The 23621-nt window shown below is 62.0% G+C and carries 19 protein-coding genes; 3 read left to right on the top strand and 16 right to left on the bottom strand.

The window, feature by feature from the left end:
* Nucleotides 1-72: 72 nt before the first annotated feature.
* From NGM15_RS13555 to NGM15_RS13515, 9 genes are all read right to left on the bottom strand, one after another.
* Nucleotides 73-645: a hypothetical protein gene (locus NGM15_RS13555; RefSeq protein ID WP_253431946.1), complete on the bottom strand. Its 573-nt coding sequence runs from the start codon at nt 643-645 to the stop codon at nt 73-75.
* An 87-nt stretch (nt 646-732) separates the two neighbouring features.
* Complete coding sequence (locus NGM15_RS13550; RefSeq protein WP_253431943.1) at nt 733-2286, bottom strand: carboxypeptidase M32; 1554 nt, start codon at nt 2284-2286, stop codon at nt 733-735.
* A gap of 154 nt (nt 2287-2440) precedes the next feature.
* Nucleotides 2441-2827, bottom strand: coding sequence for a hypothetical protein (locus NGM15_RS13545; RefSeq protein WP_253431940.1), 387 nt, complete (start codon nt 2825-2827; stop codon nt 2441-2443).
* A 232-nt stretch (nt 2828-3059) separates the two neighbouring features.
* Nucleotides 3060-4238 (bottom strand): hypothetical protein, encoded by a 1179-nt coding sequence (locus tag NGM15_RS13540; RefSeq protein WP_253431936.1) that lies wholly within the window; start codon nt 4236-4238, stop codon nt 3060-3062.
* A gap of 614 nt (nt 4239-4852) precedes the next feature.
* Complete coding sequence (locus NGM15_RS13535) at nt 4853-5170, bottom strand: hypothetical protein (protein WP_253431933.1); 318 nt, start codon at nt 5168-5170, stop codon at nt 4853-4855.
* Nucleotides 5167-5619, bottom strand: coding sequence for a hypothetical protein (locus NGM15_RS13530; RefSeq protein ID WP_253431930.1), 453 nt, complete (start codon nt 5617-5619; stop codon nt 5167-5169). Before NGM15_RS13530 ends, NGM15_RS13535 begins: the two co-directional genes overlap by 4 nt.
* A gap of 306 nt (nt 5620-5925) precedes the next feature.
* A complete protein-coding gene (locus NGM15_RS13525; protein ID WP_253431927.1) occupies nt 5926-6585 on the bottom strand; it encodes a hypothetical protein in 660 nt (219 codons plus the stop codon).
* Between the two features lie 47 nt (nt 6586-6632).
* Entirely contained in the window at nt 6633-8216 is a 1584-nt protein-coding gene (locus NGM15_RS13520) for a hypothetical protein (RefSeq protein ID WP_253431925.1), read from the bottom strand.
* 18 nt (nt 8217-8234) lie between these two features.
* Nucleotides 8235-8558: a thrombospondin type 3 repeat-containing protein gene (locus NGM15_RS13515; protein WP_253431922.1), complete on the bottom strand. Its 324-nt coding sequence runs from the start codon at nt 8556-8558 to the stop codon at nt 8235-8237.
* Nucleotides 8559-8573: 15 nt separating this feature from the next.
* On the opposite strand from NGM15_RS13515, the gene NGM15_RS18740 reads away from it, so the two are divergent.
* The gene (locus NGM15_RS18740; RefSeq protein ID WP_256498871.1) at nt 8574-8699 is read left to right on the top strand and encodes a hypothetical protein; all 126 of its coding nucleotides are present in this window, start codon (nt 8574-8576) and stop codon (nt 8697-8699) included.
* A 73-nt stretch (nt 8700-8772) separates the two neighbouring features.
* Here the strand turns inward: NGM15_RS18740 and NGM15_RS13510 are convergent, their stop codons facing one another.
* The 4 genes from NGM15_RS13510 to NGM15_RS13495 all read right to left on the bottom strand — a co-directional run bounded on the left by NGM15_RS13510 (nt 8773) and on the right by NGM15_RS13495 (nt 16623).
* Nucleotides 8773-9129 (bottom strand): hypothetical protein, encoded by a 357-nt coding sequence (locus tag NGM15_RS13510; protein WP_253431920.1) that lies wholly within the window; start codon nt 9127-9129, stop codon nt 8773-8775.
* A 358-nt stretch (nt 9130-9487) separates the two neighbouring features.
* Nucleotides 9488-13645, bottom strand: a complete 4158-nt coding sequence (locus tag NGM15_RS13505) for a hypothetical protein (protein ID WP_253431917.1) — start codon at nt 13643-13645, stop codon at nt 9488-9490.
* Between the two features lie 692 nt (nt 13646-14337).
* Nucleotides 14338-14940 carry a TIGR00296 family protein gene (locus NGM15_RS13500; protein WP_253431914.1) on the bottom strand — a complete coding sequence of 201 codons (603 nt, stop codon included), beginning with the start codon at nt 14938-14940 and terminating at the stop codon, nt 14338-14340.
* Nucleotides 14941-15090: 150 nt separating this feature from the next.
* A complete protein-coding gene (locus NGM15_RS13495; RefSeq protein ID WP_253431912.1) occupies nt 15091-16623 on the bottom strand; it encodes a carboxypeptidase M32 in 1533 nt (510 codons plus the stop codon).
* A gap of 163 nt (nt 16624-16786) precedes the next feature.
* Here NGM15_RS13495 and NGM15_RS13490 point away from each other — a divergent pair, with 163 nt between their 5' ends.
* Entirely contained in the window at nt 16787-17341 is a 555-nt protein-coding gene (locus tag NGM15_RS13490) for a DoxX family protein (RefSeq protein ID WP_253431909.1), read from the top strand.
* A gap of 52 nt (nt 17342-17393) precedes the next feature.
* Here the strand turns inward: NGM15_RS13490 and NGM15_RS13485 are convergent, their stop codons facing one another.
* Together NGM15_RS13485 and NGM15_RS13480 are read right to left on the bottom strand one after the other, a co-directional pair.
* The gene (locus tag NGM15_RS13485) at nt 17394-18485 is read right to left on the bottom strand and encodes a M20 family metallopeptidase (protein ID WP_253438091.1); all 1092 of its coding nucleotides are present in this window, start codon (nt 18483-18485) and stop codon (nt 17394-17396) included.
* A gap of 137 nt (nt 18486-18622) precedes the next feature.
* Nucleotides 18623-20041: an O-antigen ligase family protein gene (locus NGM15_RS13480; protein WP_253431907.1), complete on the bottom strand. Its 1419-nt coding sequence runs from the start codon at nt 20039-20041 to the stop codon at nt 18623-18625.
* Between the two features lie 221 nt (nt 20042-20262).
* Between NGM15_RS13480 and NGM15_RS13475 the strand changes: the two genes are divergently transcribed.
* The gene (locus NGM15_RS13475) at nt 20263-22164 is read left to right on the top strand and encodes a PINc/VapC family ATPase (protein WP_253431904.1); all 1902 of its coding nucleotides are present in this window, start codon (nt 20263-20265) and stop codon (nt 22162-22164) included.
* 112 nt (nt 22165-22276) lie between these two features.
* On the opposite strand, the gene NGM15_RS13470 is transcribed toward NGM15_RS13475, so the two are convergent.
* Nucleotides 22277-23581, bottom strand: coding sequence for an MFS transporter (locus tag NGM15_RS13470; RefSeq protein WP_253431902.1), 1305 nt, complete (start codon nt 23579-23581; stop codon nt 22277-22279).
* Nucleotides 23582-23621 lie beyond the last annotated feature (40 nt).

The following is a 23621-nucleotide window of genomic DNA, read 5'->3' as shown; positions in this document are numbered from 1 at the left end:
AACGTTCGACAGCAGCCGATACTCGTGGATTCTCTCTGGCGAAGTCATCCGAACAGTGGCTGCGAACAATGACTACGCTCGAGGGTCGGAGTCCGGTTCGTGGCTGGAGTCGGGATCGACGTCGGGGTCGGGGTCGGCGTCGGGTCCGGGTTCGATGACGTCTTCTCCGAACTCGTCGGCGCGAGGTCGTTTCGTACGCTGATCCTGGCCCCGGTCTTGACCTCGATTCTGGTCCCGATCGCGGTCCCCGGACTCACCGGACTCGATTTCGATCGTCGTCCCTCGAGTCTCCTCCTCGCGCCGTTTACCGATCAACTGCTCGATGCCCCGCTCCGTCTCCTCGTTGATCGCCCACAGGACCCGACCGAGTCGGTCGGCGTCGCCCGCCAGCCGCTCGAGGTTCTCGTCAGGGGCGAACTCCTGGATGCTCCGGGCGCCGTCCGGGTGGAGATACTGCAGCGGATGGTCCGGCGGCACGTCGTTGAGGTCGACATCGAAGCCCCAGAGGTACGGAAGCGCCTGCACGGCGTACCCGTGTGGTTTCGGCGCTCGGCGGCCCGCCGCAGTGAGCGCGAGGGTGACCGCCGTCGATTCGGCGTCAGTGTCGTAGTAGATGCCCGGCATCCCCGGTATCGAGACGCGCATACTCGAGTCAGGGTGCCAGGAGAAAGAAGCACTCGCCCGGCATACACAGGGTCGCTCGTGGTTCCCGCTCAGACCAGGGCACCAGCGCTACAGACCGTACAGCGTCCGGAACTTCTCGTCGACGTACTCGAGGAAGTACTCGGCGGTGAGCGGTTCGCCCGTCGCCACCTCGATCAACTCCTCGGTCGGGTAGCGCTGGCCGTGACGATGGACGTGCTCGGTCATCCACTCGCGGAGGGGGTCGAACTCCCCCTCCCGAACGAGCGCGTCTACCTCGAGGTCCTCGCGCATCGCGGCGTCGAGCTGGGCCGCGAGCACGCTCCCGATCGTGTACCCCTGGAAGCCGGCGAAGCCGTACGACCAGTGGGTGTCCTGGAGACAGCCCTCGGCGTCGGTCTCGGGTCGGACCCCGAGGTAGTCGTCCATCTTGTCGTTCCAGACCTGCGGGACGTCGACGACCTCGAGGTCCCCCTCGACGAACGCCCGGTCGATCTCACACCGGAGGATGACGTGCAGGTGGTAGGTGAGTTCGTCCGCCTCGACCCGGATCAGGTTCTCGGGGTAGATCCGGTTGACCGCCGCGTAGGCCTCGTCGACGGTCACGTCCTCGAGGTGGGGAAAGCGCTCTTTGACGGTTGGGAGAATCAGCTCCCAGAACGCCTTCGTCCGGCCCACGTGATTTTCCCAGAAGCGAGACTGGGACTCGTGGACGCCCGAGGAGAGTGAGGAGCCGAGCGGGTTCCCGTACTGCTCTTTCGGCAGCCCGAGCTGGTAGGTCGCGTGACCGAACTCGTGAATCGTCGCCGTCAGCGCGTCGAGCGGGTCGTCCTCCCGGAAGCGAGTCGTGATCCGGGCGTCGAACTGATTGCCGGACATGAACGGGTGGGGAGCCGTGTCGAGACGGCCGTGGGTTCGGTCGTAGCCCAGCACGTCCAGGACGGCCTCCGAGAGCGCCATCTGGGTCTCCTCGTCGTAGGTGTGGCCCGCGAACGGCGTCGGCAACTCACGACCTCGCTCTTGAATCTCGTCGATCAATGGAACGAGGTGCTCGCGCAACTCGTCGAAGATACGCTCGACCGTCTCGAGCGGCAGGTACGGCAGACTATCCTCGTAGAGCACCCGATAGGGGTTCTCCGCGGGGTCGATCGCCGCCGCGCGCTCGCGGTGGAGGGCGATGAGTTCCTCGAGCGCCGGCGCGAACCGCTCGAAGTCGTCGGCCGCCTTCGCCTCCTGCCAGACCTGCTGAGTCTCGGCCTGGTGGGCCGTCAGCCGCTCGATCAGGTCGGCCGGGACGTCGACCGCCCGGTCGTGCTCCCGGCGGAGTTCGCGGACGACTGCCGCCTGCTCGTCGGTGAGGCCGTCCACAGATTCGGCGTTACCCGTATCCCGCGTCACCCCATCGGACTCGAGCGCCTCGAGCCACGTCGCCACCTCGTCAGCGGTCAGTAGTTCGTGTCCGAGCGACGAGAGCGTCGACAGTTGCCCCGCTCGCGCCGGCGTTCCCCCTTCGGGCATCATCACCCGTTGATCCCACCCCAGCGCCATCGACGCCATCCGGACGTTCGTCAGCTTCTCGGATCGCTCGAGAAGCCGATCGTAGGCGTCTGATGCGTCGATGGCAGTCTCGTCAACAGTTGCCATATTTCGTCTCGAAATGTTGAGTGCGTGATCGTAAATCCTCGGGTTGATTTGACTGTCGTGTGTAGAAAAGCGAGTTCTTCGGTCGGCGAAGGCTTACAGACACGTTTCGGCGGACTCTGGATCGGAGAGCCTCACTATATTTTTGTAGCGCTGGTCAAGACCAGTCTCCGCGCTCGGTGAGGTCGTCGAGGAGTGACGGATAGGCATCTTCCTTGAAGGAAACCCAATCAGTGAGCGTCATATCGTTCTCCATATCATCTATTGGACCAGGATCGCGATTGACTCCCCTTGCCACTTCTCGAAACACCGCCATCGTATAGCCGTGCTCCTGCTCACTATACCATGTATCAGGATCGTCCGCCGCTTCGTAGACCTCCCTCGCCTGGTCGTACGCTGATGTCGGATCTCCGAAGTTACCGATACACCGGAAGTCACCGATGTACTCGTACCAGACGCCTCTTCGCGCCTGGTCGTAGAAGTATTCGAGGGGATCTGCAGCGAACACGCGGTCAATCATTTCCTCGGCGATAAGGATTCCCATGCGACAGCGGTTCCTGCAACGATCCATTCGGCCACCGACCCGATAACAGATTGCAGCCCGTAACAGATTGACAACACCGCCAGCAACCTGGACGCCAAACATTCCGGAGAAACCGTCCCCAAAGCGTTCGAACGCGTCCCTCGTAAAGTGCTCACCCGCGTCGATTAGCTTCCCATTTTTTCGAAGTGTAAATGCTTTGCGCATACACGATTCATTATTGGATCCGGTCATATTAACACTCGATACCATTTTCTGGATCGTGAACAATCTTGTAATCACTATGTTTTCGTTCGATCTCCTCCATCGCTTCGTCCACAGTCCTGAACGCATTATCAGGCCCCTTTCCGGTTAATGTTGTTCTCAACGCTTGATACGCCTGGTCGTAGAGTCGGGTAGACACCATAATTACTCTATTCGTCCCCAATTTTAGAATATAGTAGCGCTTCGACCCAGCGTCCACGATTCGCGTCGGGTTTTCGATAACCTCGATGAGGGTCGTGACTTCGTCGATCGGTTTCCCGTCACGAAGTGCGTGCTCGGGATTACCACTTTCGTCAAACCTGACCGTCGCTCCACAATCCTCGTTGTACGCGCTCGAGGCACTCGCCGTAACGATTGTCCCACCGATGATTGAGAGAATCACTCGATCAGTTTCCGAATACCCGTCACCGATGATGTACCGTACCTCACCGTCGTCGACGACTTTCTCCGCGTTCTCGACGGCGTGACCGATTTCGCCGACGGTCAGATCGGTCGTTTCCTCGATGTACTCCCAGCCGAAGCCACGGTCGTGTCCCTGGCCCATCGGATCCTCGTAGACCGCCCCGCTCGGGAGCGTGATCTCGAGTCCCTCTGGCGTCTCCCAGGTACCCTCGGATGGCGTCGGCGGAACGGGCATCGGATAGGTGTCGTGAACCTCCTCGCCGCTGTAGGTCGTCGACGTCGCCAGCGAATGCGCAAAGGTGCCACCCGCCACTGCGCCGACAGAAACCGCGACCGCGACTCTCCCATGGAGGCCCAGAGACGCGACCGGTCTGGTGGCTCTGACCGTCTTTGCACCTGCGGTACCGGCAGCCGCGAAGCCAGCGTACAGCTTGGTCGTTCCGCTTTTTCTATCGTCTTCGATCACCAGCTGGTTACCGTCAATGTCGGTGACGGTCACGATGACCGTATCCGGTTTCACGTTCGATTGATACCGTTCGTCACGGAAGTCAAAGCGCGTCGTGTACCACTCGCCGGTATCGTCGATCTCTTCGATCGATGCCGTCTGCCAGTCGGAGCTTCGCCCCCACGGATCGACGAACTTCTCCATCTCGATTTCGGCGATCTCACTCGCGCCATCGTCCCCTCGAGCCTCGACGCGTAGCTCGTTCTCGTACACCCACGCGAGCGACTCCGTCTCGTAGCGCACCTCCGGTGGCGTCGTTACCAGTCACCACGCGCATTTCCGAGCCATCTACGACGTTCGATATTGATGGTAATTACGAGATAGCGGCGTACTGTTTGGTTTGCTGTCTCCTTTCAATCCACGACTGTCATCATCAACATCCACTAGCCGTCAGTGTCTGCCGATGACGTCAATTCTTCCGCAATGGACTCGAATCACGTCTTCATTTACGTTCCAATCTCGGTCAACCCGTTCGAGCAGTTCCGGGGTTGATTCAAGCAGAATCGATCCGGTACCGATGTCGGTGAAAACCATCGGTGTATCTCGATCTTCGAACGCTGGGTGGACACCAGTTTCTACGATTCGGCAGATGATCGTCACGGACCACTTCGAATCTCGGTTCGGCGCTTGGTAGATGCCGAGTTCGGTCGTCGATACTCGTTCGACATCTCGAATCAATCGAGCGCACAACTCCAATCCGACAGTCGATCCGGTATCGTCGTCGGTGATGATGTTCGTTCCTTCGAATACTTCGAGAATCGTGCTACCTGCGTTGATTTTCACCGTTCGCTCGTAGATGCTTCCCTGGTATTCCGCCTCGATCTCCGTGCCGATAATCTCCGCGTCGACTGATGCTCTCATGGGTACGCACCAGGGCGTGCGGTCACAACGTAACCATTGTCCCCCACGATCACAGTGATTTCGTCGTTTAGTGTATATCGATGCACGTACGCTGTTCCACCGCCGTCACTACTCGGAATTCTCTGTGATTTTCCGCTCTTGATCGTAACGTATATAGAATTTGTCACGTCGTCTAGCGTGTCGATACCTTCGATCGCTAAAAATTGATCTTCAGTGACATGTCTCTGGTTAATGTGTTCAAGGCCGCGCGAGGCATCACCTTCCTCGAGCCACTGAACACTACCCCGATCCTGGAATTCGTCGGATCCTTTCACATCACATGAACCTCGTTCACGTCGCCGTTTCGCGCGACGTGGACAAAGTCGTTCGCCTCGAGCTCTGGATTGAGATGACGGTTCGAGACGCCTCGAGTCTGACCCGTCGTGCGATGCTTGTTCGCGTGGAAGTCGACCAGCCGGTTCGTCGTCGCCAGTTCCTCGTCGAGGAAATACCGCACGTCACTCGCGTGCTCGAGGTCGTTGACGAACCGGACCGCGGCGTCCCCGTCGGCGCTGTTCGCCAGCCGGGCTGCCAGTGCGGTCTGCTCGCTCGAGGAGAGGTGGCTAAGGTGGGTGCCCGAGAGTTCGTCGAGCCTCGTGACCGCTACTTTCTGTTTCCCGGGCGAGAAGCCCCGCTCCTGTAACCCGGTCCTGACCGCCGGTGTATCGATGTGCGGGTTCCCTTCGTCAGGGACGAGCCGGTGACTGACCTGGGTCGTCCGCATCGACTGCCCCGACCGGACCGCCGGCAGGACACTCTCGAGGGCGTCCGAGGCCTGTCGTAACTGAGTGGCGACAGCAGGTGATTCACAGCCTTGAACTCAATAGCGTAAGAACGAACCCGGATGAAAAACCGAATCCAGTGTTAGATAGACGAACGCCTGCGGCGGAGACGCTGAACTAGAAAGTGACAAAAAATGAACTTTCGAAAATTTGTCAGCATGCGAGGAGATGGCTTCTATTGGAACTCAATACGGATATTTGACGCCATTACTATTGAGTAGCGATATAACAGCGCCACTGGGTTCTGTTTAGTACACCGCCTCAAGGGCAGTGAGGGGCAACCACTCGGACGTCCGTTCGACATCCACGACGGGGAACGTGTTTTCGATCCGTTCGAGGAATGCAGTGAGATGTCGCCGATTCATCGTTCCGATATCCGACTCTTCGAACCAAATGTCACTCATTGGTGCCACGATAATGCTCGTAACGTACCCCGCATCGGTATCGTAATTGTCGGTATTCGAACCATGCAGTACCGACAGTTCAAGTGGATCTTGCGTTGGATCGTTATTGAGCGGCTCGTCCTTACGGTACTCAACTGTGTTACTGCGTCTTGAGGCGGCCACGTCACCGTCGTTCAGCCGCACCTTCACCTCAGTCCCGTCGAACGCGACGCGGGGGATCCATCGTGATCCCGATTCGTCCACGTGTGTCGAATCTCGAAATGCTTCGACAGTGATCCCGGATTCGTTTCGCAGTTCTCGCTCGATAGTTTCGAGATACTCATTCATACTCACTCCGACTAGGAGGCGCTGGCCCGGTGGAAACCTGCCAATGGCATAGTTGATCTCCGTGGGGACGATGAAGTCTTCGAAGGTTTCGAAGAGCGTCTCGCACCGGGCTACCATCTCGTTGGCCTGTGCTTCGCAAGTTTCCACTCTCGATGGCATGATGAACGCCCAGTACATTACCTCTCGATCCCTATGTACGGCGACGTGATTCTTGTTAGGTTCACTCATACGGAGTCTATTTTGACAATCCTCGTGTCCGCGTTCGTCGAATGGATGCGTATTTCCCCGAAGTTCGTCGTGATCCCAGGAGTCTCTACCAATTCGTTTAGTTCTGACACTGCATCGTCTAGTTGTGAGATTCCTCTCGTAGTTTGGACTTCAAGGACAGCATCCTTGCGAGCGAGATCGTCAGTATTGTCAAACTTCTTGTTCATCGACTCTGTTTGCCGTAGCCAGTAGTTACGGTTGATTGATGTACCGACTGCCGGGGTTTTCACCTCCACGTACTCCGTTCGTCCATCTCGAATAACGGCCAAATCGTAGTCACCCTTTCCAGGTTCGACAGTTACATCTGCACCCTCGTCAGCGTACCGGACGGCACTCTTGGCCTCGCCGGCTTGCCCTCTGATCTGGCTTGGGGCAATCCCCTCGCGAGCGGCCTCAACAACGGGCCCCTCGGGGTTCCGGATGGTGGCGTGTGAACGTGCCGTCGTCGCGTCGTCAATATACTGGTTGAGGCGCGGCTGACTAATAGCATCACCGTGTTGGAGGATGTTCGCCCGGAACTGGACGGTGTCGACGCCATCGTAGGAGAGTCTGAACAATTGCTCGGTTCGGTGTAGCCCCAGGTCGTTGATTACGCGGTGGCCGTTCGGCGCATCGGCCAAATGGTGGAGGAGCTCCGTTCGCTGGGAGCTATCGAGTCGATTCAGAGTTCGCTGATCGACCGCCTCGAATCGCTTGACCCCCTGGGCGGTTTTCCCGGCCGTCCGGAACTGTGGCGACAGATCGTCTAGCTGCCGGCCACCGTCGGTGAGCAGTCGATGACTGATCTGGGTCGTCCGCATCGACTGCCCCGACCGAACCGCCGGCAGGACGCTCTCGAGGTCGTCCGAGGCCCGCCGCAGCTGGGTGGCCACGTCGCTCGCACTCGTCGCCCCTTTCGAGAGCCCTTTGTCGCCGACGACCGTCTCGATGACGAGGAACGCGCTGTAGCCCGAATACCAGCCGTTGGCGAACTGGCAGTGGGTAAACTCATCCTCGCTGAGCCCCAGGTGGTCGCCGTCAGAGTAGCCGAGCGTTCCCAGACACGTCGAGAACGACTCGAGTGGATCGCTCGAGGGAGCTGGATACGGATTCGCCTGCTGTTGATCGTGATAGATGCTCGGTGGCAGATCCTTCGCGATCTCGACCCAGGGATTCCGCCTCGGATCCACAGCGGCCCGATTCATCTCCCCGATGAACTCGGCCATCACCATCGCCATCTCATGGGGCTCCTCCCGAACCAGGCGAAAGAAATCAGGCAACTCGGCCGCACCCATCGTAACACCGGTCAGAACCCCTGCTTCCTCGGGCGAGTTGAGTTCGGTCGCTAATTTGACCGCGTACGGGTGTTTGTAGTACAGCGTCTCGGTTCCTATGTTCTCGTGGACGTCTTCGACGGTGATCGTCGTCAGCGAGCCTCGCCACGGAGTGAGAGCGATCTCGAGGGTCGACTTGAACGTCGAGGTGTCGATTTCCGACTTCTTACCAGAATACGTTTTCTCGTCAAATCTCGCACCATCACGCCTGAGTTCAGCACTTGCCACGCCAGCGGGATCACTGATCTAATATTGATACTCTACCTGATATTCTGGAATATAGTATTCTCCGTATTCCAGCTCTTGGTTTATTTTTAATAATTTTGCTTCCGGTGGCGTTACCGTGAACACTGTCGGATCCTCCCTGTCGAGTTCGAGAGCGTCTCGGTCCGAAATTCCGTCACCAGTCGTATCCCGAAGCTCGGGATCGGTCCCCAACTCGAACTCCTCGGCATCGCTCAATCCGTCGCCGTCGGTGTCGTCGATCAGCGGGTTCGCCTTCACCGGTCGTTCGGTGAAGAACTGCCCCAGGTCGCGGTCGTCGTCCGGGTCGGCGAGCGCCTCCATCATCGCTTCGGCGTGGCGGTGCTCGTCGACGACGTGGATCTTCCAGCCCTCGAGTTGCTGGCGATCGGTCAGGCCGTCGACGGCGGAGTGGATGCGAGCGGAGGAGAAAAGAGCAACAACAGCGGGGAACGGCCGAAGACATGATAGCCGAATCGAGGGCCGAAACAAGGATCACCACAAAAGGGATCCGAGTCCAGTCCTCGAGTATCGATGGCGATTACAACACGTCGGATTTCCAGTTACCTGCTTCCACCACGGCATCAATGATTTCGGGGTACGTATGGCGTTTGTACGCGATTCGCTCCTCGAGCGAGAGATACATGAGTTCGTTTCGGCGATCATCGTCGACGCCCATGCCGACCGAGTCGGCCAGCTCGAGCGGGATTTGGATGACGTCTTCGAACTCGCTTTCCATCGACCAGCCGAGATCGTTTTCCACTTTCTCGTATCTCTCGGCGGCCAGCGCGTACTCGTCGTCGTGGTTCCCGGTACCGCCTATCAGCCGAAAGTCACCCCGTAGCTCGTGACAGAGCCCGATCTGTGCCTCCGTCGTGAATACCGGCTCCTCAAGCACGCCCGAAACGATTGCCTCCCCTTGCTCGCAGTGATAGCGACAGCGATCGAGTGCTCCCGCGAGGCGGAAACACAGCGTACCGAGTAACAGATATCTGATTGCAGACCCGAACGCATACGGTCTCGGTGAAGGAACTGTATTGGGATCAGTCAAATCGCTGGGCAATCTCCGGAACTGCATCAACGAGCCATGGCCCCCAGCCACATAGTACATCCCTGCAGTCTCGAGTTCGCCCGCCCGACGTTTCGTTCGTGCATATACTTTGCAGTCACTAATGGTTTGAGTGACTGCCCCGATTTTATCAACTTGTTCAGTTTCGTTCCCATCACTCATAATAATCCTACCATTGTGCTTCCCATTAATCTGACTCGTATACTGGCTCCTCGGGATAGCCCTTATCCTCAAGGAATTGGTCAAGCATCTTACGGCTATCGTAAATAACAGATGTGCCGATTGTGATGATTCCGCTTGGGTGCTCGTACGCTCTGACCGTATACCAACGTCCGTCGATCTGTTTGGCGTAGAGCCGATTTTGCCCGTTCTGATAGATCTGATCCGGGTTTCGAATAACCTGCTTGACAACCTCGTAATCGCGAATGTGGTTTCCATCGTCCCGTACTGGATGATTGTCCGTACGGTCGATTTCGACGTGTTTTCCGGTGGGATCTTCGACAATTTCTGCAGCTGAGACGATCAGCCCCTCGAGCACTCGTACCACGACCTGTCCATCACCGCCGAGATTGTCCCCGATCACTAGCGTATACCGGCCGTCCTGTACGATCGCGTTGGGCGCTTCGATGATCTGACCGACGTCGCCAGGTTGCTCGATGCCCGGCAGCTGTTTGACCTGCTCCCAGCCGTGGCGGCGCTCGTGGTCGTGGATCTCGTGTTCGTAGACTGCCCCGCTTGGGAGCGTGATCTCGAGCCCCTCTGGCGTCTCCCAGGTACCTTCGGTTGGCGTCGGCGGCACGGGCATCGGATAGGTCTCGTGAACCTCCTCGCCGCTGTAGGTCGTCGACGTCGCCAGCGAATGCGCGAAGGTGCCACCCGCCACTGCGCCGACAGAAACCGCGACCGCGACTCTCCCATGGAGGCCCAGAGACGCGACCGGTCTGGTGGCTCTGACCGTCTTTGCACCTGCGGTACCGGCAGCCGCGAAGCCAGCGTACAGCTTGGTCGTCCCGCTTTTTCTATCGTCTTCGATCACCAGCTGGTTACCGTCAATGTCGGTGACGGTCACGATGACCGTATCCGGTTTCACGTTCGATCGATACCGTTCGTCACGGAAGTCAAAGCGCGTCGTGTACCACTCGCCGGTATCGTCGATCTCTTCGATCGACGCCGTCTGCCAGTCGGAGCTTCGCCCCCACGGATCGACGAACTTCTCCATCTCGATTTCGGCGATCTCACTCGCGCCATCGTCCCCTCGAGCCTCGACGCGTAGCTCGTTCTCGTACACCCACGCGAGCGACTCCGTCTCGTAGCGCACCTCCGGTGGCGTCGTCACCTCGAGCGGGGCCGGATCCACGAGGTCGTTGAAACCATCACCCGACGTGTCCTCCAGGAACGCATTTGTCCCCCAGATCTCGAGTTCTTCGTAATCCGAGAGGCCGTCGCCATCGGTGTCGGTGCGAGCGGGGTGGGCAGTAGCACCGTTAACCACGGCTTTGAGGTCCCAGGCACCGTCGCCTCGGTCGGACCTGACGAAATCCCACTCGAGGTCGATGACCTCGGCGTCGGTCAGCCCGTCGCCGCTCGTGTCCGCAACTGTCGGATCGAGGTCGAGAGGGGACCAGAAAACGCCCGGTGGGCCATGACGCATCCTGAGGGGCATCGTCTGGACTTCGTCGGGGATACCGGTGTCCGCAGTGTCCTCGAGGAAGCTCACGTAGTCGACCTCGAGTTCGTCGTCGTTCTCGGCCCGGAGCTGGACGGTCACCTCCTGACCGGCGAAATCAGAGACTCTGAGCGATGTGTTGTGCCAGTCCGAATGAGCAGAGACCGTTCTCGTCCGGTCGTCACCGATCAGCCTGAGTTCGGCGTCTCCGGTTCCGCGCAACCGCGTGTCGAAGTGGATCGTTTCCGCCTCGGACAGCGATACCGTTCGCTCGAGGGTCGATATTGTCGGAACAGGCTCGTGGTCGTCGTCATCACTGCCATCTCCACTATCATCGTCGCCGTCGTTATCGTCGTCATCACTGCCGTCTCCACCATCATCGTCACCATCGTTATCCTCGTCATCACTGCCGTCTCCACTATCATCGCCACTATCACCGTCGTCGCTGCCATCATCGTCGCCACCACTATCACCGTCGCTGTCGTCGTCATCGTCCCCACCGGTCGGCACACAATTCTCCAGGTCGGGGTACTTATCACACGTCGGGATCTCCAGGATGCCGACGTTTTCCGATGAGCTGTGGTCACTAACGTAGACCTCGTACCCGCTTCCCACCTTGGCGACGCCGTCAACCTGATCGACGTCGCCGTCGGCCGTCCACCCCTCGAGTGTCTGGAAATCCTCGAGAACCGGCCAGCCCGGCGATTCGGTGACCCGCCAACTGCCAATCCCGGTACCGCCCCCGTAAATTGGCACGATGTACGAGAACGAGCCAACGGTTGCTGTCGCGGTTCGATTCGTTTCGTCGACCGTCGTGTCGACGGGCCTCCATCCATCGTCAGTCGACGGATCCCACTTGATGACCGTGATATTTTCAGCGTCGGTGATCGATTCCTCGATCGGGAGTTCGACCGTCGCACTTTCAAAGGCGGTATCGTTCGTAATCCGAACCATCGGTCCCGCGACTGGATCGGCCGCGTCCAATCCGTCACTGACGTTCGTCACTCTAATTTCGTCGGCAACGACACCCTGACCAGTCGCTGCAACGGTCACCCCGCTGTCCTCGTCGGTCGTCTCCGTCGTGAACGTCTGCTCGCTCGCGGGCGTCCCGTCCGGGGCCGTGTCGTTGGCCAGCGGATCGAGCTCGAGGCGAACCTTTTCGCCGTCCGTGAGTCCGTCGCCGCTCGTGTCCCGAACCAGTGGATCGGTTCCGTGGACGTGTATCTCCGCGTAATCCGTCAGCCCGTCCCCGTCCGTATCCGGAACGTGCGGATTCGTTCCGTGGGCTTGCTCCTCGAGCAGCGTCAACCCGTCACCGCTGAGGTCGCGGTCGCGGTCGAGAACGCCGTCGTCGAACGAGTCGTTCACCAGCGGGTCGGTTCCCGACACGTAGACTTGCCAGCCGTCCTCGAGACCGTCGCCGCTCGTGTCCGGGTCCAGGGGATCGGTGCCGATCCAGTACTCCTCGTAGGTGATCAGCCCATCGCCGTCGAGGTCCTTCTGCCCGTCGAGCAGTCCCCGGTCGGACTCGTTTGCGTCCGTGAACGTCGAGTTGCTGTCCGGGTCGAGCGGGGCCGTTCCCGTCACCTCGAGTTCGTACCAGTCGGGCAGCCCGTCGGCATCGAGGAAGAGTTCGTCAGCGCCTCGCTGTGGCCGTTCGATCTCGATAGCGGGCGCGGAATCGGTTGCGACCTCGTGGTCAGTGTTGTGGCCCCCGGTATTTTTCGCGTTACCCTTTTTGTCATCGTTGGTGTTGCCGTTTCCGCCCCTGTTCTCATCGCCGTTCCCACGCCCCTTCTTGTCCGACCGTTCCTCAGTCGATCGGGCATCCGTTGCAGGCGTGGCGTCGACGGAAACGAACGTTCCCGCGGGATTTTCCGCCGTGACGGTGACGGTGTTCACCTGTTCTTCGAGCAAGAGAGTGTCGTTAAACGTGGCCACGGTTCCGGGAACGGTACTGCCGTTCAACACCAGTTCGCGCTCCTCGCCGCCGATGGCGACCGTCGCGTTCACGTTCGCCGTGTGCACGTCGTACACGGTTCCGTCGACCGAGTACGTGAGGTTGCCGTCGTGTGGCGGATCCTCGCGGTGGGTGATCTCGACGATCGGGTCGACTGCGCGGTCCATCCGTGCCAGGGCGTACTGGGCGTTCGTCCACGCCCGTTCGTACTCGACAACCGCCGCGACGAGCCGCCCGTTTTCTTGATGGTCGAGTCCGTTCTCGTACGCGGTTCGCGCCGCCGTGATGTTCGCCCGAACGATCGCCTCGTCGAACGACACGTTTCGCGCCACCAGTTGATCGGCGACGCGCTCTGCGTCGGCGATCGCCGTCGTCGCGAGGTGTGCGTCGGCGGTCGCTACATATGCCGCGACCTCCGGGTGACGTTGCTGGGTCCGTGCGACGAGCGTGCGATCGGCGTGAAAGACGGCGCTCGAGTCGACACGGTTTTCGTCGAGAACGAACGCGTACGTCCCATTGAGATCGTCCAGGAGCCGTTCCTTGCTCTTTCCACGCAGATCGCTCCCCTGTAACGTTTCCTTGGCAATATTCCGGTACGTGAGTGCCGTTTCGTAGTCGCCATCCTGAGCGATCGGTTCTTCCCCTACTGTTCTGTCCGTATCGGCAAGGTGTGCTGTGGGGGCCGGCCCACTGGGCGGTTCGGTCGCCGATGATGCCATCACCGTCGGCGCGACAGTACCAGTTATCAACAGGACCGAGAAAACGATCGCGAGTAATTTTCTATCCCAATCCCTTTTCATAGTATTAGATTACGGTTATCTAAACAGTATTTATATCTAACTATATGGGGTTTGAACATTGTCATACGTCGCAGCTAAGCGGCTGTAACCGCCATACGTCGGCTGGGTGACCTCAGCCTAGCAACTCGTATCGAATTTCACGACTCGAGAATCGGAAACCCCGATGTCGTACCGTTCCACGGCGAGTGCTGGTCGCTGGTCGCCGATAGTGAGACCGCGTTCGTGAACTCGAGAGTGGCTCGACCAGCGACAGAGGCGTGCGTGCACGAGAACGACAGCTCCTCGGGACAGCCGTCGTATGTGATTACGCGAGTTCCGACGGACGACGAAGGCTTCCAACAGCCTTCCGCGAGCATTCGACACTTTACCAGTCGAAATCCGCTTCGTCTCACCCGTCAGCCGTCCATCCTCACTGCCGACTCGAGGCGCCAGGCGACGCGTCAAATGCTGTTCGTCGATGGATTCTTCGATGCGCCGCTCGCTATAAAAAGTGTAGTGTCCCCCTCCCCTGGTGGACGCCTCCCGAAGGCGCCACCTCCCACGCGCGTCTGTCCGGCGATTGGCCACCGAGCGCGGGCCACATCGAGCCAGGACGGACGCGACGGGAGAGGTTACAGTTCTTCGATGCTCCCGTCGCTCGAGCGCTCGCGGAAGACCTGTCCCTCGAAGAGGGTGACGACGACGTCGTCGTCCTGCCAGGCCGTTGGGGGGAGTCCGGCCTTGCGGCACGTTCGGTCGAGGTACTCGCGGGCACTCCAGCCGTTCTCGACCGGAATCGTCGGGTAGAGCCACCCCGCGTTGCCGCCGCCGTCGATGGCGACGCCGTGAGTACCGAGTTCGAGGTCCTCGAGCGGGTCGTCGGTGAGCAGGATGTTCCGAACTGTACAGACCGAGACGGTCAGGTTCGAGAGTTCCGAGGGCGTCACCTCCGAGCCACAGGAGTCGCCGCTCGCGGCTTCGATCGCCGCGTCGACGATGACGTGACCGAGCTGTTCGCCCGAACGATAGCCGCCGGCACAGCCCCGGAGGCTGCCCCGACCGCGGGTGGATTCGAGCCGGACGAACGCACCGGTGCGCTCGTAGAAGGTCTCGCGCATGCTTCCCGGGTGTTCTCGTTGGCCGTGCCGTACGTAGGATTCGACGGATTCGCGTGCGAGTTCGACCGCACGCGCCCCGTCCTCGTAGGAGAGGTCTGCGCCCTGTCGCTGGGACATACAGACGTACAAGGAGTTACGTCCCCTAAAGCGCTTCTATTGGAAAAGGGGTATAGTAGCCCCGGCTTACGAGGACGAAAAATCGCCTTACGTCGGGCACAATACGGGATTACTGGCGTCCGTTCAGCCGGCCTCGAGAGCGGTTCAGCCTCAGTAGTCCTCGAGATCGTACAGGTCGCCGTACTTGTCTTTCGCGTACTCGAGGAAGTAATCCGCCGTGTAGTCCTCACCCGTGGCTTCCTCGACCAGATCGGGCGTGGTGTAGCGCTTGCCGTGGGCGTGGATCTCCTCGCGGAGCCAGCCGTTGAGGTCGGCGAAATCGCCCTCGTGGACGCGGTCGTCGAGGTCGCCCAATTCGTCCTGGGCGGCGGCGTACAGTTGCGCGGCGAGCACCGACCCCAGCGAGTACGTCGGGAAGTACCCGAACGAACCGTGGCTCCAGTGGATGTCCTGGAGACAGCCCTCGGCGTCGGTTTCGGGGCGGACCCCGAGGTACTCCTCGTACTTGTCGTTCCAGGCCTCGGGCACGTCCGACACCTCGAGGTCGCCCGAGATCAGGTCGCGTTCGATCTCGAAGCGGACGACGATGTGGAGGTGATAGGTGAGTTCGTCCGCCTCGACCCGGATGAGATTGTCGTCGTAGACCTGGTTGGCCGCCTCGTAGGCCGCCTCCGGGGAGACCTCCTCGAGTTCTGGGAAGCGCTCGCGAGCGATCGGCAGGAAGTGTTCCCAGAATGGGCGCGAGCGACCGACGTGGTTCTCCCAGAGTCGAGACTGGGACTCGTGGACGGTCAGGTCCCGCGCTTCACCGAGCGGGGTGCCGTACCCCTCGTCGGGAAGCCCGAGGGTGTAGTTGGCGTGGCCGAACTCGTGGATGGTCGACGTGATCGACCCCAGCAGGTCGTTCTCGTCGAAGCGAGTCGTCACGCGCGCGTCGAACTGAGTGCCCGTCGAGAACGGGTGCGGGGCGGTGTCGAGACGACCGCGGCCCCAGTCGTAGCCCAGGGAGTCCAGGACGTCGCGCGCCAGCGCCTCCTGGTCCTCGTCGTCGAACGTTCCCGCAAAGGCGTCGGTCTCGATTTCGGTATCGGAGTCGTCGATGGCCTCGAGCAGCGGCACGAGTTCGTCGCGCAGGCGCTCCAGGACGCGTTCGGCGGTTTCGAGTTCGAGGTAGGGTTCGTACTCCGCGAACAGCACCGCGTAGGGGTCGGCGTCCGGGTCGATGTGGTTTGCGTACTGCTTCTGCAGGTCGACCAGTTTCTCGAGCGTCGGTTCGAAGATCGAGAAGTCGTCTTCTTCTTTGGCCTCGACCCACGTCGGATGGGCGTTCGCGGTCGTCTCCGAGATCTCCTCGACGAGGTCCTGGGGAACGCTCGTCGCCCGGTCGTACCGCCGTCGGATTTCGCGGACGACGGCTTCTCCCTCCTCGTCGAGTTCGGTATCCTCGAGTTCCTCGAGCAGTTCGCCGGTTCGCTCGTCGGTCAGCAGTTCGTGGCCGAGCGCTGAGAGCGTCGAGAGCTGTTTCGCTCGCGCTGGCGTGCCACCTTCGGGCATCACGACCTCCTGGTCCCACCGGAGAACGCCGGCGGCGTTGCCGACGTTCGTAATGCGTTCGGTACGCGTGAGAAGTTCGTCGTACGCGTCCGTTTCCGTCTCCGTCTCCGAATCCGAGACTGTCGCCATGTCACTGCAATACTTGCGGCGGGCTATCAACCTCGTGGTTTCGGCACCAGCCTCGAGGCGGCGCTGGCGACGTCTCGAGCAGAGGAAACGAGCCTAGGAGACGAATACCACGTATTGGGAATTGGTCCCCTCGTTTAATGGTTCAGCAGACGACTGTTCAACCATGGCAACAGAAGAAGTACGACTGCAAAGCACAGTTGCAGGATACACGGCGACCGGAAAGCTTCACACTCTCAGCGTCTGGTTCATCCTCGCGCTGCGACTGATGATGGGGCTCGCCTTCTTCCAGAGCGGATTCGACAAGGTCCTCTCCGGAGAGTTCAGCGCGGCGGGCTATCTCACGGGAGCGGCACCGAACAATGGGAGCCCTGCCGCGGACCTGTTCGTCGCGATGGGCGAGACTGGCTGGTTCGTCGACTTCGTGAACGTCGCTGTCCCGTGGGGAGAGGTTCTCATCGGCCTCGGGCTCATCTTCGGCGTCCTGACGCGCCTGGCGGCCTTCTGGGGCGCGTTCATGATGCTCATGTTCTACCTGGGTAACTGGGACATCGCTCACGGCTACATCAACGGTGACTTCGCGTACATGCTCGTCTTCCTGTCGGTTGCCGCCTTCGGTGCCGGCCGCATCCTCGGACTCGACGCCTACATCGAGCAGTACGAGGTCGACGGCCAGCCGCTCGTCGAGCGCTATCCGTGGACGCGGTACTTCCTCGGATAGGCGAACACACTCGATATCTTTCCTCCTGTCAGTTGTCGCATCGGCCAGTAATTCACCCGCCTCGCTTCCACCCCGTAGACGCGAGCCGTTGGTACGTCTCGAGGCAGCGCTCGAGCACCCGAATCGAGACGCTCTCGGTCGCCGTGTGCGCCTCGCCGGGTTCAGACGGGCCGTAGACGACGCACTCGGTGCCGGCCTGGGCGAGCCAGCCGGCGTCGGTGGCGTGGGGTTTCGTCACGAGTTCCGGCGGGTTCGACGCGTCCAATTGGACCGCTCGAGCCACCTCGAGCACTCGTTCGGCGAATCCGTCGTCCTCACAGCGCATCGGCGGCAAGTCCTGGTCCACGGTCCACTCGACTCCTGGAAGAGCCGCAACGGATTCGAGGTCAACACGCTCGCCGGGGACGGTTCGCTCGTCGACCGTCAGGGTACACGAGTCGGGGACGACGTTGATCCCCGATCCGCCGTCGATTTCGGTGGCGGTGACGTGGCCTTCGAGCGGTTCGCCCGCGACCTCGACCGTTGGCGGCTCGAGATTTCGGATTGCGTCGACGGCGTCGACCGCGCGATAGATGGCGTTCTCGCCCGCGTCGGGTTCGCTGGCGTGAGCCGCCGTCCCGCGGGCGGTGATCGTGCTCCCGCGACGACCCCGGTGGGCCACCGCGACGTCGGTCACGTCCAGGCGGGAGTAGTTCGTCGACCCCTCCCCGACGACCGCGTAGTCGGGGGCGAAGTCGTGCTCGATGGCGTGGCGGGCGCCGACGCCGCCGACCTCCTCGCCGACGAAGCTCGCGAAGACGAGTTCGCCAGCGGGGTCGGCAGCCTGAAACGCGAGCATCGCCGCCGCGACGGCCCCCTTCATGTCGGCCGCGCCGCGTCCGTAGAGACGCCCGTCGCGTTCGTCGACGACGTACCCGCCGCCCTCGAGCTGTGAGGGCGCCGGGGCGACGACGTCGTGGTGACCGACGAGTGCCAGCGACGCTCCGCCTTCTCCCCGGCGAGCGATCACGTTCCCCACTTCGTCTCGCGTGACGTTGGCATCGGTTTCACGTCGCAGCCAGTCCTCGACGTAGTCGCCCGCGGCCCCCTCGTCCTGGTGGCTGGGAATCGAGACGAGGTCGCGGGTCAGTTCGCGAACGCTCATGGCGGCGATGTACGACGGCAGAGGTGTTGGATCCACCGGGTTCGGTTCTCGAGCGTGGATCTGACCACATCCAGATCGAGCGTGGAACCGATCACCTCCGGATCGAACGTGGGTCTGACCGCCACAGGCTCGAGCGCTCAGTCCCCGAACAGGAGGTACCCGATGACGAGCGACCCGATCACTGCACCGGGCGACCACCAGAACAGGGTGTAGGACTCGAACAGCTGGTGGACGGCCCAGCCGGCGGCGAACGCGAGCATCGCGACGTCGACCTCGCGGTACTCGACCGCCCCGGCGACGACGCTGCCAACGACGAGACCGAGGTACGCGAGTCCGCCGACCAGTCCGAACCGGACGAACACCGAGAGGTACGAGTTGTGCGGCGACGCGGATAGCCCACCGTCCAGGTAGGGTTCGATGACGTGTCCCGCGGGAGCGCCGTAGCCGAACAGGAGCGGGCCGTCCCGAATCGCCGCCAGGCTCCCGGCCCAGAGGTCGAAGCGGTTCGAGTCGGAGATGTCGACGGCGTCGACGTACATTCCGAGGAGAAATCCGCCGATCGTGAGGGCGGTCGCGGCGAGTACCGCAGGGACGGCGCGTCGACCGAAGACGACGTACCCGGCGTAGATCACGACGGCGGTCGCCGCGGCGAGCATCGACGCCCGGGCGTTCGACAGAAACAGCCCGAGGCCGCAGATTCCGGCGAGAGCGGCGGTGACCGCCCCACCGATAGGACGCCTGGCGGCGACTGCCCGGTGGAACTCCACCGCGGCGGCGACGAATCCGGCGAACGAGACCACGCCGAGGGAGTTCGGGTTCACAAAGATCGATCGCATGATCGTGACGTCGGTCTCGATTCCCGGGACCGACGGCGAGCCAGACCATTGGCGAACATCGAAAATCCACAGCGAGTAGTCGCCGACGAGATACGTGAACAGCCCCAGCAGGACGACGGCCGCGGCCAGGCGAGCGAGGATCCAGAGGAACACCCGTTCGGGAACGAGGCGCGGAATCACGACGAGGCTGCTCCCCATCACGACCAGGGCCCACACGGGCCACCGAGACTGCGAACTCGAGGGGACGAACGCCAGCGTGTGTGCAAGCGAGACGGCGGCGAGTGCCGCGAAACAACCCACCGCGACCCACTCACCGGCCGAATACTGCCTCGCGTCGGTGACGAGGAGGAAGAACGAGACGATGGCGACGAAGACGACGACGACCGAGAGTGGGCGGATCGATCCGAATCCGAATCCCGGCGAGCGGCTGCGGTAGACGACGGCGAGAACGGCGGCAGCCGCGGCGAAAATGACGACGAGACCAAGTCCACGGCGGACGGCCTCTCGAGACGAGGCCACGGCGAGTCGACAGCCGAGGACTGCCCCGGGGACGACCGCGACGGCGGCGAGGTGCCACGCATGTACCGAGTCGGTCGCGTTTGCGACGACGACCAGTCCCAGGTAGCACGCGAACAGGAGGCCGGTCGCGCCGGTCACGAGCCAGCCGTCGCTCCGGTCGAAGACGAGCGGCGACGCCGGTCGCTGGTCGATCGTAGCCACAGCCGTGGCAATCACGACGAGTGATAAATAGCTGTTCCAATCGACAATCTGCCAGGTACGGGTCGAACGGCCACACTCCCGGTGCGTCCCGTCTCGCTGACTGTTCGCGACTGGACGATTTCCGCGTACTCGCCCGTCCGGCAACCAGCACGCGTCCGGCAGCCGCACACCTGGTATCGCCGGTGGACACGCTTATACGCCTCCGTCCAGCAGTTACCGTTATGCACGTCGTGCCGGACACGAGCGTGGTCATCGACGGCCGCGTCTCCGCTGCAATCGAGGACGGGCAGTTCGAGGGAGCGACGGTCTCGGTACCGGAAGCCGTGGTCGCCGAACTCGAGGCGCAGGCCAACGACGGCCTCGACAGCGGCTGGGACGGCCTCGGCGAACTCAAGCGACTGGCCGAGTTCGCCGACGAGGGCCGCATCGACCTCGAGTACGTCGGCGAGCGTCCCTCCGCCATCGAGCGCGGCCACGCCGCCGAGGGCGAGATCGACGCCGTCATCCGCGACCTGGCCGAGGACCTCGAGGCCACCTTCGTCACGAGCGACATCGTCCAGGCCGAGGTGGCCCAGGCGAAGGGCCTCGAGGTGGATTACCTCTCCCCCGAAGTACGGCGAGTCGGCACCCTGGCCATCGAGGAGTACTTCGACGACCAGACGATGAGCGTCCACCTCAAGACGGACACGCGGCCCAAGGCCAAACGCGGGGAGATCGGCGACATGCACTACCAGGATATCGCCGACGAGCCCCTCGACGAAGACACGATGGACGAGTACGCCCGCGAAGTCGTCGATGGCGCCCGCGAGGCCACCGGCGGCTTCATCGAACTGTCGGAGCCGGGCATGAAAATCGTCCAGTTCCGGGACTACCGGATCGCCATCGCCCGACCCCCCTTCGCCGACGGCATCGAGATTACCGCCGTCAGGCCGATCGTCCAGACCGACATCGAGGACTACGAGCACGCCGACGAACTGAAGGACCGATTGCTCGAGCGCCAGCGCGGCGTCCTCATCTCCGGATCGCCCGGGGCCGGAAAGTCGACGTTCGCCCAGTCGGTCGCGCGGTACCTGAACGATCACGACTACGCGGTCAAGACGATGGAGAAGCCACGGGACCTCCAGGTCGGCCCCGAGATCACCCAGTACACCGAACTCGGTGGCCGCATGGACAAGACCGCCGACGCCCTGTTGATGGTCCGGCCCGACTACACGATCTACGACGAAGTCCGCAAGACCGACGACTTCGAGGTCTTCGCGGACATGCGCCTGGCCGGCGTCGGCATGATCGGCGTCGTCCACGCGACCCGTCCGATCGACGCCCTCCAGCGCCTCGTGGGCCGCGTCGAACTCGGCATGATCCCGCAGGTCGTCGACACCGTCGTCTACATCGACGCCGGCGAGGTCTCGACCGTCTACGACGTCAAGACGGAGGTCAAGGTCCCCGCGGGGCTCACCGAGGAGGACCTCGCTCGCCCCGTGATCCAGGTGACGGACTTTCAGACGGGCAAACCCGCCTACGAGATTTATACCTTTAATCGCCAGGTCGTCACCGTCCCGCTCGAGGACGGCGGCGAAACCGCGGAGAGCGGCGTCGATCGGATCGCCAAGTCCGAGATTGAACGCGAGATCAGGTCGATCGCCCGCGGCTACGTCGATGTCCAGTTGAAGAGCCAGAACCGCGCCGTCGTCTACGTCGAGGAGGACGACATCTCGACGGTGATTGGCAAGGGCGGCGGGCGGATCACCGACGTCGAGAACCGTCTTGGGATCGACATCGACGTGCGAACGCACGACGAGAATCCCCACGGGTCGGGCTCGAGTGGCGGCGGTAGCGGCGGTGGAGGTAATGGCCGTGGCGGCCACGGCGGTGCGGGCGGAAACAGCAGCAACGCACAGCCAGCCGGTCAGATCGTCACTCCCGAAATCACCTCAAGACACGTCATCGTCCCCGTCGACGGCAACCACGGCGAAACGGTCGAGGTGCAAGCTGGCGGCGAGTACCTCTTCACGGCGACGGTGAGCCGCGGGGGCGAAATCCAGGTTTCGCGGGGGAGCGCAATTGCGGACGACCTCGAGGATGCGATCGATCGCAAGCGGCCGATTACGGTCGTCCCGTCGTAGCGAGTCCTACCGCGGCGAGCGAAGCGAGTCGCGGCTTTTTGGTGGAGATTTTTGCGCGAGGGTGAACGAAGTGAACCCGACGCGGAAAAAGGTGGGAACCGCGATCAGCCCGCTATTCTTCGTTGGGGCTCGAGGGTGTCGTCACGTCGAAGGCCGCCGGATCCGCGTTCACAACCGCGGGAAGTCGCCGAAGCCGCGGGCGCACGAGGACGTACAAGCCGGTGAAGCCGAAGCCGAACGCGGCCAGCCCCATCGTCGTCGTTGGGCCGAGCACCGTCGCGATGAGTCCGCCGACCAGCGATCCGAGCGGCAGCGTGGCACCCGAGGCAGTTCCCTTGGTCGACGACACACGGGCGAGGAGGTCGGCCGGGAACACGGTCTGGTTCAGGGTCGACGTAAGCACACCGCTGACGCCCGCGGGGACCCACGCGAGACCGAAGAGGACGACCGTGAGCGCTGGCGACGGCGCGTACACCGCGGCGAGCCAGCAACACGCGCCCAGCGAGTGGCCGACGAGCAGCAGTCGTCCGTACCCGACGCGCTCAAGGGACGGGGCGACGAGCGAGCCGACGAGCCGACCGATGCCGAGCGCGCCGAGTAACAGGCCGTAGACGGCGGGGCCCCCGAGACCGTCGCCAACCGCCGGGAGGATCGCGAGCGTCACACCGGTCGCGAAGTTCGCCACCGCCGTCAGGAACACCAGTTCGACGAAGACGGTCCCGCGGAGCACGTCGATCCCTTCCCGCAGGTCGTCGACGTACGAGCCCAGCACCGACTCGGGCTCGCCGTTTTCCGCCGTCGGTTCGTCTGCAGTGCCGGGCGTTGGTACGGCGATTCCCGCGAACAGGAGCCCGGCGACGGCAAACGTGACCGAGTCGAACAGGAACAGGGTCGTCACGCCGAAGACGGCGATGAACAGGCCGCCGAGCGCGTCGAACACCATGTCGAGTCCGAGCGTGACCGTTGCGAGCGCCGAATTGGCCCGGGAGAGCCGCGTATCGGTCACGATTCGAGGGAGAAGCGCAGCCTGCATCGGGGCCATTAGCAGCGTCGCGAGCGTCAGTACCGGGACCACCGCGAGCAGGACACCGACGCTCAGGTGCCCCATCGCCGCGGCTAACGGGAGGGCAAGCATGACGACGCCCTGCAGGACCTGCGATCCTACGAGCACGGCCCTGAGCGGAAGCCGATCTACGATCGGCCCGGCGAGTATCTGAAGAAGCCAGGGGAGCAACAGGATCGAGTTCGCGACTCCCGTGAGGAACGTCGAGCCGCTGAGTTCGAAGACGAGCCACAGGACGGCCACGGTGTAGAGGCTATCGCCAGCGTTCGTCACGAACTGTCCGGCGAAGAACCGTCGAAAGTTGGCGTTCTGCCATAGCGACGATGCCTCTCTGGCCTCGGTAGCGACGGCCATTAGCGACCCCCTCCGAGGGTTGTCGAACGGGCTGAGAGCG

It is taken from the genome of Natronosalvus halobius, from assembly GCF_024138145.1.
GTDB classification, from domain to species: domain Archaea; phylum Halobacteriota; class Halobacteria; order Halobacteriales; family Natrialbaceae; genus Natronosalvus; species Natronosalvus halobius.
The sequence above is the reverse complement of the archived record's forward strand: the minus strand, read 5'-3'. Positions and strand labels throughout refer to the sequence as shown.